Below are 16,391 nucleotides of genomic sequence, written 5' to 3' on the forward strand. Positions count from 1 at the left end.
CTAAAAGCAATCAAATACTAGTATTAATTAAATAATTGTGTATGGCAATAAAAAATTATTTAACTTTAATTAAGATAGGTATAGAAAATGTTTACATTACTTAAGATATAAGTATTTATACGTCAAGTAAAGAGCCGCAACTTTACTTACGACTAAACAGAAGCGAAGTTTATCGGAGATATATCTTTCCAATCCTCTGATTCATTGGTAGCACACCATAAATCATATTTTTGCTGGAGGTTTAACCAAAGCTCTGGGGTAGTCTGGAAAGCAGCAGCCAGCCTTAAGGCAATATTAGGTGTGACGCTTGCTTTCTCGTTGACTATCTCAGAAATTGTCTTGCGAGACACACGAAGAATATTTGCAAGCTCAGTATTGGTCATGTTTAATGGCTCTAAATACTGACGCTTGATTAAACCTCCCGGATGTCTAGGTTTTCTCTTCGTGGTCATCGTGAATTACTCCTAGTGATAATCTTCGTAATTTACGTTGTAAGCATCACCGTTTTTAAACTCAAAGGTTAAACGCCAATTCCCTGAAACGCTGACAGAATACTCACCTTTTCTATCTCCCATTAAAGGGTGAAATCCAGAACCAGGAAATCTCATATCTTCAGCCACAGCCGCAGCATCCAGCCTATCCAACAAATCTAGTAGCTTTTCAGCGTGTTGCGGGTTAACACCTTTTCTATCATCATCTTCAAAAAGTTTTTTTATACCCTTGTGCTTAAAACTTTGAATCATAATCAACACCTGTATTAAAAATAGTTATTTGTACCTACACAAAAGCCTAGTTTTTAGAATCCAAAGATTTTAAGCTTTCTAACATGGCATCGAATATACAAGTTGATATTCTGATTTGTGTAGTGTAGATAAGCTAATTTAGGTGTTGATTAACTTTACTGTAACCCATAGGGTTACATATGTCAACCGCAATTTGTAATGAATGCCTGACTTACAATCTACTATCGAAAAATGGTTTTTTCGATATCAAAAATATACGACTTTAAACAAAGCATAAGTTTTCTGGCTCATAACATAGAAAATAACCAGAGTATGAAGCTAGTTCCCAAAACACAGATAATTCCTGCAACCCCAGCTAGGGGTTTTTGATTTTTCCCCGTCCACCATTCGGAGGCTTTACCAGTGTAAGTTACTAATTGGGCTGTATCTATAGTAGCGATCGCCCACACCAAAGCCGAATGTAATCCCCAGGCTATACCTAAATTACCGCGATCGCTCATCCTCGCCAACACCAGCATCATCCCCAGTAACCATAATCCCGGTATTTGGGGTAAAGTTTCCCTTTGTTCCCAAACTAAATGTAGAACAGCAAATATCAAGCTACAAATTATCGCTGCTGTCCATATTGGATAATCTCGCGCCAATTCCGTCAACAGGAAACCACGAAAAACTAATTCTTCTATCCCTCCTACCAACAACGCTATCAATAAGATGGGTATTGAGATTGATGCTAATTGCTGGATATTTAACTCTTTAAAGTAGCACCAACCCAACGATACTTGACAGGTAAATAAAATAGCTATACTTAGCACCCCTAAGCCAAAACCCAGCAATAAGGAACGCAAAAAAGCAATATTACTTACTAAGCCGTAATTGGCAAAAGAACTATTAGTTAACCAAATGATTCCCCAAAGTACCAGAGGTGCTAATAAGTACAGTGACACCATCAATGGTAATTTTTGCTCTGGTTGTAGCGGTTTTATCGGTTGCCAATTCAGTAATTTTAATGATATTGCGGCAATTGGCAACCAGCACCCTAACCAGCTAACAAAAAACGCCATCACCACAACTATTGCTGAAGCATCTTTCATTAAAGCCAGCAGATTGTTGAGGGATGGCGTAGCGAAATTCATCAAATTTAACACAAAAATCACGACAGACTACTTGCAGAATAAATTTTTGGCTGATTCAAGCCTCTACTAAGAGTAGGCATTTCTGCAAGGACTTAATCTTGACGCACTCCCAGCAATTTAATTGCGGGGATTCTGGATTCAAACAGTGATTGCAGGCTTTGCCCGTCTTACATCAGCGAGCATCGGTGGACAACGCCCTACCCATATACTTATGGTATCACGACCGAATTTATTCGGTCATCCGCTTATATCCCCCTTTTAGAAAAAAGCGGCTTTACGCATCACGATTCGTAATTTTTGCGATCGCTATGATTATTTAATCAGGGATAGGGTAAAAAGCATAACTTTAACTTATCCCCAACTCATGGAATTTACACCAATTCTCCAAAATTCACTCACTCATTCAAATCAGCCTATATCTGAATTTGCTTAATTTTGCGGAAAGTTCTGTAGGCGGGTTTCCCGCCGTAGGAAACTTTCCAAGACGAATTTTGAATTGGTATTACTCCTCGTCTTCCTCTTCCTCATCAGTATCGTCAATATCTAAGTCCGGGGACAGCTTCTTATCAGTTTCACCAAGTTGGATCAAGTGAATGTGCTTGTATCCTAGTCTGATTTCAAATTCATCACCAGGTTTTAGCCCCATTGCTTTGGTGTAAGTAGCACCAATGACAATTTGACCATTTTGATGAACGCTAACCCGATATGTCGGTTCGCGACCACGACCATCTTTTGGTGCTTCTGGACTCAGAGGAATACCTCTAGCAGATAGCAAAGCATCATAAAAATCTGTGAGATTAACCCGGACTTGGTTGTTCTTAGTAACGGTATAGTAGCCGCACTGTTTAGCTCTTTCTCTTCGTGGTAAATTAGAAAGTTCTTTTACCTTAGCTAGCAGTGCTTTTCCAGTTAAAGGGGCGGTTGCAGTTTCAGTCATTACGCTCAAATTTTCCTTACTCTCTCCAAACTGATAAATTATGTCGTCCCATGCCAGTATTCAAATTTTTAGCATCTGCTAAAACCTACTGGGGACTTTAAATGTCAAGGGTGAATCTTGCTGACATTAGCCTCAAATGCCTCTATTGTGTTTAACCACAACAGACTAGGAGGCTATGAGTTTCCGAGGCGCTAATTTCAGTGATTTTACGGCACTTTTAACCATAATTCGCCATCGGAAATGCAATTTTTTTCTCTTTTGGCACTACTGTATTGGTGTAACTTTGCGCCACCATAACAAATTGTGCAGGTTCTACTACAATCTAGTCGTAGACCAAAGAAATTGCAGTTTTTCCACTTTTAGCGCTTGCCTTTGTTGCTTTTGAGTTGTAAGGTTTTCCCTACTTTTCCTCTTCAGCTCTAGACAGCATTGTCTAGGAATTTGGTATGGACATACACCCTTTTTCGCTGTGTCCTGCCTCTAGAGACAAGAAATTTCATGTCTCTATGTTACGAAGAAACAGAGCAGTAGTAGCAGCAGATATAACAGCTGTTGATTCTGGTTTTGTTACTTCGTAATTTTATATTAAATACTAGCATGGACTCATAATAGCAAAATATTTGTTTATTTTTAAATATAACTTGCAGATAAATTTTCAGCTAAAATGCCAAGTGGATGAAAATAAAAAGCCGAGACGATTTTATTTAGGGTTTATGAGCGAGAGTGATGATTGCACTATGGCTTTTATAAAAATTAATCTAAATTTAGATGAGTAGTTTTGACAAGTGAGTTATAAATTGAGATTTACTCGATTGAGAGCGGACAAAAATTCAGGAGGATGAAAAGCCTAGTTTATTATCCCCAGGCAAAAACGATTGTGTTTTTGTACGTCTGTCTGTGGGAAGAATAATGCTTGTACATCTGTCCAGCAGTTTCTTGCCAGCACTAGATGTTTATTATCAGCTTTAACGCTTCTACACAATAAAATGTAATTTTATTGGATCTGATGAAAGTAAGGAGTGGGGCGTAGGCAGTGGCAGAAATTTTTTTACTTTGTTCAGCTAATGTGGACAGAGGTGAAAGGCTAGGAATTAGGGAAGATGGTTCAATAGTGGACAGTGGACAGTTGGCAGTTACCCCCCCTCGCTCCTGAGAGGATGGAAAAATGGAAATTTTTTTCTTTTTCTCGTTAAAAGGAGGAGTCTTAAACCTTTAATCAACAACTGTCAACTGTCAATTGTCAATTGTCAACTGATAATTATCCTTATTTGTATAGGAAGTTAATAGATGGCTGAGTCCAAAGTGTAGGCTATTAGCTGCTAGTCCTGATTACAAAGTCCATGAGTGAGCAAAGCAGCCTGGAAGCCTATGATCATATAAGCACTTGATCATGGCTATTTGTAGGTGAAGATTTTTTTGCTCACCACTCTTGCAGATTGTGACATCAAGATTTATCAATAAGTATTAAAGCATTAAGATGGGATATTTTGCCTAAAAAGCGGACGAAGCTTGAGCTAGTATGTAGTGAACCTCTTTGAGGCGATCGCCTCAAATCAGCAAATGCAATTAGAAGCAGAGAATTAACTTTTTTGCATACAGCTAGTGAGAATCTCAAAAATATCATCTACCGTACTGCTGCAATTAAAATTTTAATGGTTATGCTGGAACTAGAATCAGTCACTCTTTGCCTAACGGCTGTTAACAGTAGACTAGGAATTAGAGTAACAAGAGTATAGCTCAATTTTGGCGATCGCCAACCTTGGCTGAAGATTTTCCAGGTTGGTGAGAGAATTTTTAGATTTTGGTTGGTGGAAATGGAAGTTCTATTTAAAATCATTCGACAAAAACAAAATTCTGCCCCGGTTGTACAAACCTACCGCATCGAGACAGAACCAGGCAATACAATATTAGATTGTCTCAATCGCATCAAATGGGAGCAAGATGGCACATTAGCATTTCGCAAAAATTGCCGCAATACCATTTGTGGTAGCTGTGCAATGCGAATAAATGGTCGTTCGGCTTTAGCTTGTAAGGAAAATGTTGGTAGTGAACTTGCCAGATTAGAAAAAATCTCATCCTCAGCAAATACTATTCCTGAAATTACGATCGCCCCTTTAGGCAATATGCCAGTCATTAAGGATTTAGTCGTAGATATGAGTAGTTTCTGGAATAATTTAGAAGCAGTAGCACCTTATGTGAGTACAGCAGCTCGTCAAGTACCAGAACGCGAATTTCTACAAACACCAGCAGAGCGATCGCTCCTCGATCAAACTGGTAATTGTATAATGTGCGGTGCTTGCTACTCAGAATGCAACGCCCGTGAAGTCAACCCCGATTTCGTCGGCCCCCACGCCCTAGCCAAAGCCTACCGCATGGTCGCAGACTCCCGCGACACCAACACCGCCCAACGTCTAGAAGACTACAACGAAGGCACAAAAGGCGTTTGGGGCTGTACCCGTTGCTTATACTGCGATTCAGTATGCCCAATGGAAGTAGCCCCATTAGAGCAAATCACCAAAATCAAACAAGAAATCCTCGACCAAAAACAAGCCAGCGACAGTCGTTCCATCCGCCACCGCAAAGTATTAGTAGAGTTAGTCAAGGAAGGCGGGTGGATAGACGAGAGACAATTTGGTTTACAAGTAGTCGGTAACTACTTCAAAGACCTGCGAGGCTTACTCGGCATCGCCCCTCTAGGTTTGCGTATGATAGCCAAAGGTAAATTCCCCCTATCCTTTGAACCATCCGAAGGTGTAGCCGAAGTGCGATCGCTCATTGAAGCCGTACAAAACGCGACTGCGGAGTAGGGACAGTGAACAATTGACAATTGACAATTGACAATTGACAGTGAACAGTGTTAGTGACCTGATAACTGTCAACTGTCAACTGTCAACTGTCAACTATCCCTCACCTTGGATCTTGCGGCACATTCACAGGTTGCCCAGAACGGTTATAAACTAAAATATCCCACTGCCCATTATTGCTAGACTCAAAAGCAATTGTCGTCCCATCCGCGCTAATAGTGGGGTTACGGACTTCCGCTTGGAGATTATTTGTCAAATTGCGTGATTGTCGCGTTTCGCGGTCATAGAGAAAAATAGCCGAACGCCCTTGACGACTAGCTGCAAACACCACATAACGCCCATCCTGGGAAACGCTAGGATGAGAGGCGATAGTATCTAGCGCATTTAACCCAGGTAAATCAACCAAATTTTGCGTCAGCGTATCGAACAAGTAAACATCCTGACTACCCCGGCGATCGCTAGTAAACACAATATACCTCCCCGAACTCTGGGGATTCTGTTCCGAAGCCAGACTATTCAGACTCCTCCCCCCCGGATCAAAAGGGTAACTCACCAACCGAGGATAGCCAAAACAGCCAGTTAAACCCAAACAAGCAATTATCGGAATAAAACGTTTGGTCATTAGTCATTAGTCATTAGTCATTAGTCCATAGAAAAGGCAAAAGCTTTCCCCCTTCCCCTTTCCCCTTTCCTCCTCATCTCCCCAGTCCCCAGTCCCCAGTCCCCAATCCCCAATCCCTACTCCTGTACTGTCGCCCCATTGGGAATATCTAACTCAATAGTCGGCCCCCTGTCTAGAACTTCGATATCCCATTGACCACGGGCGGCGGTTTCAAAGACGATATAACGTCCATCTGGGCTGATACTGGGATTGCGTACCCAACCGCGATAGGTAGGTGTAACGATTTGTGACTGTTGGATGGCGCGATCGTACAGTGCTACTACTGGTCTACCTTGGTCACTAGTCATGTAAACAATGTAGCGTCCGGTGTAGCTTAAACTTGGGCGTTCAGTAATTGTCTCTGGTCGGTTTAACCCTGGTGTACGAATAAAACTTTGCTGTTGTAAATCGTACACCAGTAACTGATGAACACCATTGCGACTAGAAATAAACGCCAAAAAGCGACCATTCCCACTCAAGGCTGGTTGCTCTTCTGTGTAGCGACTATTCAGGGAAGTAGGACTAAGGGGAATCTCACCAGACCCGCAAGAGCCAAGCAAACTAGTCAAGCCAAAAATCAGGCTCCAATATACTGTATTCTGGAGCCGAAACAGAGAAGTAAATTTTTTCACCTCAGATATTTACTTGTTTCTATCCGCCTTTAAGCTTACATCCATAGCGCCTTAAACATCGTCAAAATTTGTGGAGCTACCCGAATCCTCATCTGAATCATCTAAGGGTTTGTAAGGTACATAATCAGTTGGGATAGCTTCATCATCTTGAATATCTCTACGAGAAGAACTTGTATCAGCAGGTGGACGGCGCTTTCTTGGTCTACGTGGTGGGGTATCCTCCTCTACTTCTGGGCGAGGAGAAACGTTATTACTGCGGCGAGAAGGTCTTCTTACTTCACTACTAGAACTTTCCCAATCATCTACAGGCTTGGAAGGTGAACCCCAGTCCTCCTGTTCGTAACTTTCCGAGGTTCGGCTTGTGGTTCGGTTAGCAGGACGGCGGCGTGGTCTATCTGTTGACTCTGTTCTGTCAGTGGTGTTGCGGCGTTCCCTCCGGGGTGGTTGTTCCTCGTAATAGTTATCACGGGAGGAACGGTCATCTTTACCGGGACGAATCCTAGCACGTACTGGACGTTCTTCTTCTTCCTCGTCTTCATAAGGTAGAGGCGCATAATCGTCTTCTACCTCAGCCTCATACTTTCTGCGGTTATAAGAATAATTTTTACTGACTGGTCGCTCATCATCCACAATCGGAGTGTTGCGTTTCGCTTGTTGCGTGGCTATACTCCGCAGACGAATGCTTTCAACCGCGAAAAATACCGTTGTCCCGACCAAAAGTAGCTGACCAAATTGCAAAATTGGGTCTAACCGCCATCCTTGGAAAACAAGAATAAATCCGCACAGTAAGCCCACGGCTGCAAAAAAGATATCTTGGTCTCTTGACAGTTCTGGTCGCACAGTGCGGAGAAAATACAGCGCTGCCCCAGCCACAGCCAGGAAAATTCCTAGAATACTGGCTGAGTTCGTTCCAAAATTTACCTGAGCCAGAACACTGGCTGAGTTCAGCCCAAAATTTAGCATTGTTCTTTTCCCGATATCAAATCTATGTTAGCGAGTCACAATTAAAATCACTACGGTAAACATCACAATATAATATTTAAGCTTCAAAGCATCTGACAAAGAAGCTTTGAAGCCGTTAATCAAAAGCCAAAAAAGCTTAGCCTGTCAGCTTAGTATAGCTTGCTCCCGGTATAAGGATGCAGGCGATGCCTTCGGCGGGCTTTGCCTACGCTAACAGACCAACACTACAGAGAGTCAAATAACTCCCACAAACACTATGAACGCTGGATTTTATCTTTTTGGCTGATGAAAATCAAACCAACTGTAGCGGGGATAACGACAATCAAAGTACCCCAAGCCAAACTCCAAAGGAAATTTGATAAAGAAGGAGTCATAGAACTATACCTTTTTTTACACTCTTCATCATAATTCTAATAGTGTATTACAGATTCGGGAGCAGAAAGCCCATCGGCTTTTAGCCGTGGGACGGGTAGTTTCCTGAAGTAGGGAAACCCGCCCACGGAACTGCCCTCATGAATGCGTAGGAGCTTTAGCTTCCGTCAGTCATCTTCTCAAGAGAACGAATCCATTCACGAACTAAGTCTGTTTTGGTTCGTTTTGTTTTCTTAACATACTTGTCTAGAATCCTCATTTCATTGTCTGGAACTCTTATACTTAAATGCTTTTCTTTCATATGTGTCGCATTATGCGCTACAAATATGTTATCATTGTTTTAGTGGGTAGGGTATTCAACCACTTAAAAAACCCAGAGCCGAGAGGCATCGCACCTTGAAAACTGTTCGCGCAGCGTCTCCCCTTGGGAGAAGATAGGGGGTTCTGTGCAAGCATTCCTGCACAGGTAAAATCTACCTTTCGGGAAGGCTTCGCCAACAAGTACCAAGTACCAGAAAACCAAAATTTTATTGGTCAAAACCGTACGGTAGGGCATACCGGATCGGGCTTCTGTAATGGAGTAAAAAGCTTGTGGACAGACCCACCTCTGGCATAGAAGGGTAACTGACTATGATAAGTGGACTGGATGAACCAAGAATCCCACGGCTTTATGTCAAAACGAGCGTAAGCCATGTTTTGATAGCCGTGGGAGTGTCAAATCCTTGAGAAGTCGTTAGTCACTTGACAGTTGTAACGCTCTCCTTCTCTTTCATCCCCCCATCTCCCCCATCTTCCTCATCTGCCCAGCAATTAAGTGTCAGCATTTAGTTAAAATTAAAGAGAAAATACTTTACAAAGCTTAAAGTTTTCAGCTTCTGGTAAAAGTTTTTGTTCATTTATCAATAGAGCTTAGATCGATGACTGGTGTTGACCTAACTGTTTGGATTCTCGGCCCGGTGTTGGGAGTGATGACTTTCCTGTTTATTTTCCGTATCATTCTCACCTGGTATCCGCAAGTCGATCTCAACCGTTTACCCTGGAATTTAATTGCCTGGCCTACTGAGCCATTTCTCATCCCCCTACGCAAACTAGTACCACCCATCGGCGGTGTTGACATCACCCCCATTATTTGGGTAGGTATCTTTAGTCTGCTAAGAGAAGTTCTGTTAGGTCAGCAAGGATTGCTAACAATGTTGTCTCGATGAGTTTGGAGTGCTGAGTGCTGAGTGCTGAGTTGTGAAAAAATCTTTCCATTTCCCAGTCCCCAGCCCCCAGTCCCCAGTCCCCTATATATTCATCTCCTGCACAAAATTGGTGTACACCTGACCTTGTAAGAATTGAGGGTGTTCCATGATTTTTTGATGAAACCCAATAGTTGTAGGTAATCCAGTAATGGCACACTCTCTGAGGGCGCGTTTCATGCGGTTAATAGCAGTCTGACGATCTGGCCCCCAGACGATTAATTTACCGATGAGAGAGTCGTAGTAGGGGGGTATTTGGTAGTCGGTGTAAACGTGGGAATCAATGCGTACACCAGGGCCGCCAGGGGGAAGATAACCACTGATGCGTCCAGGGGCTGGGCGGAAATCATGGTCTGGGTCTTCGGCGTTGATGCGGCATTCGATCGCATGACCCCGTAATACTACTTGGTCTTGAGTCAGCCTCAATCTTTCCCCTTGGGCGATTCTGATTTGTTCTACTAGCAAGTCCACCCCTGTAATCATTTCAGTTACAGGATGCTCTACTTGAATCCGGGTGTTCATTTCCATGAAGTAAAAGTTACCGGATCTATCTAAAAGAAACTCGATAGTTCCAGCCCCAGTGTAGTTAATGAACTGGGCAGCTTTCACAGCAGCTTCACCCATTTTCTTACGCAAGTCTGGGTCAAGGGCTGGGCTGGGGGCTTCTTCGAGTAACTTTTGGTTGCGGCGTTGAATTGAGCAATCCCGTTCTCCTAAGTGAATGACATTGCCGTAATTGTCTGCCAATATTTGAAATTCGATGTGGCGGGGACGTTCAATAAATTTTTCGATATAAACCCCAGCGTTACCAAAGGCTGCGCCTGCTTCACCTTGGGCGGCTAAGAATAGTTTGACAAATTCATCTGGCGATCGCACCAGCCGCATACCCCGGCCACCACCCCCAGCCGTAGCTTTAATCATCACCGGGTAGCCGATATCTTTTGCCAGTGCTAAACCTTCTTGCTCAGTTTCTACCAACCCATCACTACCCGGAACCGTCGGTACACCAGCTTTTTGCATGGTTTCCTTGGCTGTGGATTTATCCCCCATCAAACGAATAGCTTCGGGAGTGGGGCCGATGAAGGCGATATGATGGTCGGCACAAATCTCAGCAAACTTAGCATTTTCCGACAAAAAGCCGTAACCTGGATGGATCGCACTAGCATTGCGCGTCAAAGCCGCAGCAATAATGTTAGGAATATTCAAATAACTTTTGGCGCTAGCAGGTTCGCCAATACAAACCGCTTCATCAGCAAGCTGGACGTGCAGCGCATTCCGGTCAACAGTCGAGTGAACGGCGATCGTCGCAATCCCCATCTCCTCACAGGCGCGGAGAATACGCAGCGCGATTTCTCCCCGATTAGCAATCAATATTTTGTCAAACTTCATTTTCTAGTTTTTGATATCAAGTACCAGTAGATAAAAATTGTCCCCCATCTCAGTGGCTTTAGTGCGTAGGCACAGCCCGCATCATCTCAAATTATGACAGGAGATACCCCAAGCTCATCTTTAATAAATTGCACTTAGTTCAGTTGTCAGTTGTCAGTTGTCAATAGTTATTCTCCTCTGCTCCTCTGCTCCCCCATCTCCCCCCACTCCCTCATCTCCCTCATCTCCCCCATCTCCCCCATCTCCCCCAATCCCCTCTCAATATCACTTGTGGCAATATTACATTTCTGTTAGTCTGGTATCCTCCTTCGGGAATTTGTGAACTAGGAAGATTAAATCTTTATAAAGTTTAATTAATTTTAGTTTTACATTGCTTTATCCCTTATTTATGTGTTACCATGTTTTACTGTACAACTCGCGCGGATGTGGCGGAATTGGTATACGCGCACGCTTGAGGTGCGTGTGGCTTTGCCTTGCGAGTTCGAGTCTCGCCATCCGCATTTTTAGTTAATACAGTAAAAGGTCAACAGCCAAAAGCAAATGCTCTTGGCTGTTGACCTTTTGGGGTATTAGGGACTGGGGATTAGGGGGATGAGGGAGATGAGGGAGTGGGGGGAGATGGGGGAGCAACCCACCCCTAGCCCCTAAGAGGAGGGGAACGGAGCAGAGGAGCAGAGGAGCAGAGGAGTAACCCACCCCTGACCCCTCCCAGGAGGGGAACGGAGCAGGGGAGAATAACTATTGACCAGTGACTAATGACTAATGACTAATGACTAATGACTAATGACTAATGACTAATGACAACTAACAAATGACTATTTATGCTTTTATAGTAATAGGTGAACTTTTGTAAAGAACATTGACTGCGATTTTTACTGCAACCAACAACTCAACACTGCCGACCGGATGGCATTGCCTCACTCCTATTTGGCAAGGTGGGGAGGAAGTAATCAAGCATAGTTTGCCTCATACTCAACTTGCTCCGGCTTGGCAATTGCTACTTTTAGGTGATGGCTCACCCACAAGGCATTTAGAATTACTCACAGGTGAGCCGACAGAGGTCGATGTCATTGATATGTCGTTAATTGGGACGGACTTAGATAGCGCACCGGATTTAATCCAATCTGTGCCAGGGCCAAGACTAAGACGGCAAGTGTGGCTACGTACTGCTTCTGGTCAGAGATTGGCTTATGCCACCTCTTGGTGGGAAGCTAGTCATGTGGATGAGTATTTGCAAAATCGTTCACTACCGATTTGGGCAAGTCTAGCACGTCTTCGTACAGAGTTATATCGAGATGTGCGGGGGGTTTATTATGGATACTCAGATGCTTTGCAATCAGGATTTGGTGTGGATGGGCCTTTTTGGGGTCGTCATTACCTGTTTTGGCATCATGGGCAACCTTTAACCTTGATTTATGAAGTTTTTTCACCTTATTTAACTAAATACTTGGGGCCGATGCAGTTGAGTTCTGGCAATGGCAAAGTATAAAAATGAGGCTGATTGAACAAATACAGATGGAAGTCCCTAACGGGCTGTTCTACCCATCTTACAAGACAATTGGGGATGTTTTTTATTTGCAAGCCCTAAAGCAAGTGGCGTTGGGCATTGCTCACCGTATCATTGTTTTGGTGGGCAGTGTAACGCCCTACACACTAGGAACAGTGAGCGACGGACAGATACCAGATGTAGTGGCGCACAGATGTGCGCCACTACAAATAATCGATGTGATGCTTTGGTAAATTAGAGCAAAACTATAACATTTATCTAAGTAACTATGCTGATGGAAAAAACGATTTTCTGTTAAGCAGCAAGAACGTTAAATTAAACTAATTACCAAACCTATAGACAATTTGAATTTTTAACTCAAAAGATAATATCGCCTTCACCATATAGGTTAGGAAATTAACTAATCATCAAACCTAGACAATAAGAGGCTTTTAAGTCTGTCTCCTGTTCCCTGTTTCTTGCTATAAGTCAAAATAGGGAAAATTAAATACAATATATACTTTGTGTCTGTGTGTAAAGATGAACTGTAAATCAAGATACTTGTAACTTGCAGCTTTCGGCAGTTAGTTATATTTAGGACTTACGCAAGTGTCATAATCAAACTAACTGTAGGGTGCGTCAGACACAATAATTTCTTACAAATGAAGGGAATTTCCACATCTGACGCACCCTACTATATGTGCCAGTTGCGTAAGTCCTGATATTGTCAAAGTGATTATAATGACTAATTTATCACTTATGACTCTATGAGGATAGAAACCTATGTCTAGATAATCTGCCCAAATATTGGAGCAATAGTGCTAAAAAAGTTAACTAACGATATATATATCAACAGAAAAATCTTTTAGCTTAATTAATTAATCAAGCAAGTAGAAAATTTGCAACCAAGAGATGTAGGGTTTGATGACATTGCCTATTTCGTCTGTTCCCATGAAGAAAATCAAGAAACCATCCTTAGCACTGACACTCTCGGCTGCTGGGTTATTAATTGGTGGTGGTGCAGTAGCTTATTGGTTGTTTAACCAAGTACAACCATTCTCTAGAAATTTGTTAGTAGGTGCAAATATTATTCCGCAAGATGCTTTATTTGCAGTTTCTCTGACTACAGATCCCAAACAATGGCAGAAATTGCAGGAATTTGGCACAAAAGAAACTCAAACGTTAGTTAATCAAAATTTATTACAGTTACGCGATCGCTTCTTAACGAATCACGGTTACAACTTCGAGAAAGACATTCAACCGTGGGTGGGGGATGAAGTCACCTTAGCAATTTTAACCCCAGATTTCAGTAAATCCGCCGCTAAACCAGTATCGACAGCAGAGGCTGTCACTAGCCAACAGTCGATGGTGATGGTTTTGCCAGTAGATAACCTGGAGAAAGCCAAGAGTATTTTGACACAACCAAAGTCAACCAACTCAGGTAAATGGAGCGAGTATAATTATCAAGGTATTACTATCAAACAAAGTCAGGGACAGACCGGAGGAAATTTCTCCGCAGCTTTGATAGATAACCGTTTCCTCGTAATTACAGATAGTTCTAAAGTTGCTGAAAAAACAATAGATGCTTATAAAAGTAAAACTACATTGGTGAATACTGGAGGTTTTGCCGATAATTTCTCTAAAATTGCCAGTTATAAACCTCTTGCTCAGTTTTACTTAAATGTCCCCAACGCTGCCAAAATAGCATCTGTAGCACCCAACCGCGCTTTACCTGCACAAGTTTTAGCGCAACTGCAAAACAATCAAGGTCTAGCAGGGACTTTAACTTTAGAACCAGAGGGGATACGCATTAAAGGCGTTTCTTGGCTCAATCCCCGCAGCCAAAGGGTGTTGACGGTAGAAAATAACGCCGGGACTATGCAAAATCGTGTCCCTGTCGAAACGATCATGATGCTGTCTGGGGGGAATTTACAACGCCTGTGGAGCGATTATGTTTTAACATCCAAAGGTAATCCCCTAGCACCCATTCCGCCAGAACAACTGCGTAGTGGCGTAAAATCCCTAACTAATCTGGATTTAGAACAAGATTTACTCAAATGGATGAAGGGAGAATATGCTGTATCCCTGATTCCGGGAACTCCTAAACCAAACTCACCTGATAATTTTCGGGCTGCTTTAGTATTGATGATTCAAGCCAAAGATCGCCAACAGGCTGAAGCATCAATCAAACAGCTAGATGATGTGATGAAAAATCAATATCAGTTCCAGATTCAACCTGCTACGGTTGCGGGTAAACCCGTTGTCAATTGGATTAGTCCCTTTGGGACTCTCACCGCTACTCGTGGTTGGCTGGATGATGATGTTGCTTTTTTATCAATAGGCGCACCCATCACCGAGAAAATTTTGCCCAAACCCAACAACACACTCGCCGACAGTTCGGCTTTTCAACAATCAGTACCAGATGAACCTAATCCTACAAACGGTCAATTTTATTTGGATGTAGAACAGACAGCAAAAAACTTTCCTTTACCTGCTTTGATACCTCAGCAACAAACTCTGTTACAAGCAACACGTTCTATAGGAGTAACATCAGCTGTGAGCGATAATCGCAGCACCCGCTACGATATTCTTCTAACACTGAAAAAAGGTGATAACTCGGCTGCTGTAACTAGTTCGAGGTGAGGAAGTGGGGAGTGGGGGGAGATGGGGGAGTGGGGGAGTGGGGGGAGATGGGGAGCAACCCACCCCTAGCCCCTCCCAGGAGGGGAACGGAGCAGGGGAGCAGAGGAGCAGGGGAGCAGAGGAGCAGAGGAGCAGAGGAGGATAATTAATAGCTGTCAACTGTCAACTGTCAACTCATAACTGATAACTGATAACTGATTCATGCGTGATGACTCACTAAGCGGATAGGATCATAACAGTCAAAATAAATGATTTTCAACAATCCACTGCGGAGAACACTTTATGAATCTGGTTTTACTCCAGAACTGGTTGGATAATGCTTCGTTTGCTGTCTTGTTTGTGACGATGCTGCTTTATTGGATAGGGGCGGCGTTTCCTGGTTTGTCAGCTATCAATGCTTTGGGAACGGCGGGAATGGCGATCGCCAATTTATCTATCGCTACTCTCTTGGGCGCACGCTGGATCGAGGCTGGGTATTTTCCTTTGAGTAATTTGTATGAGTCCCTGTTTTTCCTGGTTTGGGGAATTACTACAGTTCATCTCATTGCTGAAAATTCTAGCCGCAGTCGCTTAGTAGGTGTATTTACTGCCCCTGTCGCTATGTGCATTGTTGCCTTTGCTACGTTGACCCTACCATCAGAGATGCAGGCGGCAGAACCTTTAGTGCCAGCGCTCAAGTCCAACTGGCTGATGATGCACGTCAGTGTCATGATGTTGAGTTACGCGGCTTTGATGGTGGGATCATTGCTGGCGATCGCATTTCTGGTCGTCACTCGTGGTAACAATATACAATTACAAGGCAGTTCTGTAGGTAACGGTGGCTATCGCACCAACGGCTACCGCTTGCTGAAAGCAGGTGAACTCGTTACCCAACCAACACCACCAGTAGAAAGTAATGGTTTTGCTCGTGTGGAAAGCCAAAACAACGGCAACGGTAACACAGCTGTATTAAATTTAGCTACTACTTCTCAATCTTCCACCTTAACAAAGAGCGAAACCCTCTCACCCCAACGCCTGAGCCTTGCCGAAACCCTAGACAACATCAGCTATCGCATCATCGGTTTAGGATTTCCTCTGCTGACAATTGGCATTATTGCTGGCGCAGTTTGGGCAAACGAAGCATGGGGTTCATACTGGAGTTGGGACCCTAAAGAAACTTGGGCGTTAATTACTTGGTTAGTATTCGCCGCTTACCTCCACGCCAGAATTACTCGCGGTTGGCAAGGTCGTCGTCCAGCGATTTTAGCCGCTAGTGGTTTCGTTGTTGTTTGGATTTGTTACCTTGGTGTAAATCTTTTGGGTAAAGGTTTACATTCTTATGGGTGGTTTTTCTAATATCTGGAGTAGGAGACAGGGGACAGGCTCAAAAGCCCCTTCCTCATCTAAT

Annotated in this window: 17 protein-coding genes and 1 tRNA gene; 7 read left to right on the top strand and 11 right to left on the bottom strand. The window is 43.2% G+C overall.

What is annotated here, in order from left to right; all coding sequences use genetic code 11:
* Positions 1 to 152 precede the first annotated feature (152 nt).
* The 5 genes from H6G83_RS10325 to H6G83_RS10345 all read right to left on the bottom strand — a co-directional run bounded on the left by H6G83_RS10325 (position 153) and on the right by H6G83_RS10345 (position 4,650).
* Positions 153 to 452, bottom strand: a complete 300-nt coding sequence (locus tag H6G83_RS10325) for a HigA family addiction module antitoxin (RefSeq protein WP_190470908.1) — start codon at positions 450 to 452, stop codon at positions 153 to 155.
* 12 nt (positions 453 to 464) lie between these two features.
* Positions 465 to 743, bottom strand: coding sequence for a type II toxin-antitoxin system RelE/ParE family toxin (locus H6G83_RS10330; protein WP_190470911.1), 279 nt, complete (start codon positions 741 to 743; stop codon positions 465 to 467).
* A gap of 287 nt (positions 744 to 1,030) precedes the next feature.
* Positions 1,031 to 1,876, bottom strand: coding sequence for a CPBP family intramembrane glutamic endopeptidase (locus tag H6G83_RS10335; protein WP_390821633.1), 846 nt, complete (start codon positions 1,874 to 1,876; stop codon positions 1,031 to 1,033).
* Positions 1,877 to 2,378: 502 nt separating this feature from the next.
* Positions 2,379 to 2,813 carry an AbrB family transcriptional regulator gene (locus H6G83_RS10340; protein ID WP_190470914.1) on the bottom strand — a complete coding sequence of 145 codons (435 nt, stop codon included), beginning with the start codon at positions 2,811 to 2,813 and terminating at the stop codon, positions 2,379 to 2,381.
* 1,624 nt (positions 2,814 to 4,437) lie between these two features.
* Positions 4,438 to 4,650, bottom strand: coding sequence for a hypothetical protein (locus tag H6G83_RS10345; RefSeq protein WP_190470918.1), 213 nt, complete (start codon positions 4,648 to 4,650; stop codon positions 4,438 to 4,440).
* Here H6G83_RS10345 and H6G83_RS10350 point away from each other — a divergent pair.
* Positions 4,628 to 5,620: a succinate dehydrogenase/fumarate reductase iron-sulfur subunit gene (locus tag H6G83_RS10350; protein WP_190470921.1), complete on the top strand. Its 993-nt coding sequence runs from the start codon at positions 4,628 to 4,630 to the stop codon at positions 5,618 to 5,620. The genes H6G83_RS10345 and H6G83_RS10350 overlap by 23 nt on opposite strands.
* Before the next feature lie 100 nt (positions 5,621 to 5,720).
* Here H6G83_RS10350 and H6G83_RS10355 read toward each other — a convergent pair whose 3' ends face one another.
* From H6G83_RS10355 to H6G83_RS35885, 5 genes are all read right to left on the bottom strand, one after another.
* Positions 5,721 to 6,239 carry a TolB family protein gene (locus tag H6G83_RS10355; RefSeq protein ID WP_190470924.1) on the bottom strand — a complete coding sequence of 173 codons (519 nt, stop codon included), beginning with the start codon at positions 6,237 to 6,239 and terminating at the stop codon, positions 5,721 to 5,723.
* A 116-nt stretch (positions 6,240 to 6,355) separates the two neighbouring features.
* Entirely contained in the window at positions 6,356 to 6,910 is a 555-nt protein-coding gene (locus tag H6G83_RS10360) for a TolB-like translocation protein (RefSeq protein WP_190470926.1), read from the bottom strand.
* A gap of 51 nt (positions 6,911 to 6,961) precedes the next feature.
* A complete protein-coding gene (locus tag H6G83_RS10365; RefSeq protein ID WP_190470929.1) occupies positions 6,962 to 7,873 on the bottom strand; it encodes a Ycf66 family protein in 912 nt (303 codons plus the stop codon).
* A gap of 254 nt (positions 7,874 to 8,127) precedes the next feature.
* A complete protein-coding gene (gene psbX / locus H6G83_RS10370) occupies positions 8,128 to 8,247 on the bottom strand; it encodes a photosystem II reaction center X protein (RefSeq protein WP_010995115.1) in 120 nt (39 codons plus the stop codon).
* Positions 8,248 to 8,402: 155 nt separating this feature from the next.
* Positions 8,403 to 8,546 (bottom strand): ribbon-helix-helix protein, CopG family, encoded by a 144-nt coding sequence (locus tag H6G83_RS35885; protein ID WP_190470932.1) that lies wholly within the window; start codon positions 8,544 to 8,546, stop codon positions 8,403 to 8,405.
* Positions 8,547 to 9,162: 616 nt separating this feature from the next.
* Between H6G83_RS35885 and H6G83_RS10380 the strand changes: the two genes are divergently transcribed.
* A complete protein-coding gene (locus H6G83_RS10380; RefSeq protein ID WP_190470934.1) occupies positions 9,163 to 9,450 on the top strand; it encodes a YggT family protein in 288 nt (95 codons plus the stop codon).
* A gap of 81 nt (positions 9,451 to 9,531) precedes the next feature.
* Here the strand turns inward: H6G83_RS10380 and accC are convergent, their stop codons facing one another.
* Positions 9,532 to 10,875, bottom strand: coding sequence for an acetyl-CoA carboxylase biotin carboxylase subunit (gene accC / locus H6G83_RS10385; protein ID WP_190470936.1), 1,344 nt, complete (start codon positions 10,873 to 10,875; stop codon positions 9,532 to 9,534).
* Between the two features lie 419 nt (positions 10,876 to 11,294).
* Between accC and H6G83_RS10390 the strand changes: the two genes are divergently transcribed.
* The 5 genes from H6G83_RS10390 (at position 11,295) to ccsB (ending at position 16,339) form a co-directional block, all read left to right on the top strand.
* Positions 11,295 to 11,375, top strand: a tRNA-Leu gene (locus H6G83_RS10390).
* A gap of 359 nt (positions 11,376 to 11,734) precedes the next feature.
* On the top strand, positions 11,735 to 12,364 hold the full coding sequence (locus H6G83_RS10395) for a chorismate lyase (RefSeq protein ID WP_190470939.1): 630 nt from the start codon (positions 11,735 to 11,737) through the stop codon (positions 12,362 to 12,364).
* Between the two features lie 2 nt (positions 12,365 to 12,366).
* Positions 12,367 to 12,615, top strand: a complete 249-nt coding sequence (locus tag H6G83_RS10400; RefSeq protein ID WP_190470942.1) for a hypothetical protein — start codon at positions 12,367 to 12,369, stop codon at positions 12,613 to 12,615.
* A gap of 670 nt (positions 12,616 to 13,285) precedes the next feature.
* Positions 13,286 to 15,004: a DUF3352 domain-containing protein gene (locus H6G83_RS10405; protein WP_190470944.1), complete on the top strand. Its 1,719-nt coding sequence runs from the start codon at positions 13,286 to 13,288 to the stop codon at positions 15,002 to 15,004.
* A 282-nt stretch (positions 15,005 to 15,286) separates the two neighbouring features.
* Positions 15,287 to 16,339 (top strand): c-type cytochrome biogenesis protein CcsB, encoded by a 1,053-nt coding sequence (ccsB, locus tag H6G83_RS10410; protein ID WP_190470947.1) that lies wholly within the window; start codon positions 15,287 to 15,289, stop codon positions 16,337 to 16,339.
* Positions 16,340 to 16,391: the final 52 nt, after the last annotated feature.

The organism is Anabaena azotica FACHB-119 (assembly GCF_014697625.1).
GTDB lineage: Bacteria > Cyanobacteriota > Cyanobacteriia > Cyanobacteriales > Nostocaceae > Trichormus > Trichormus azoticus_A.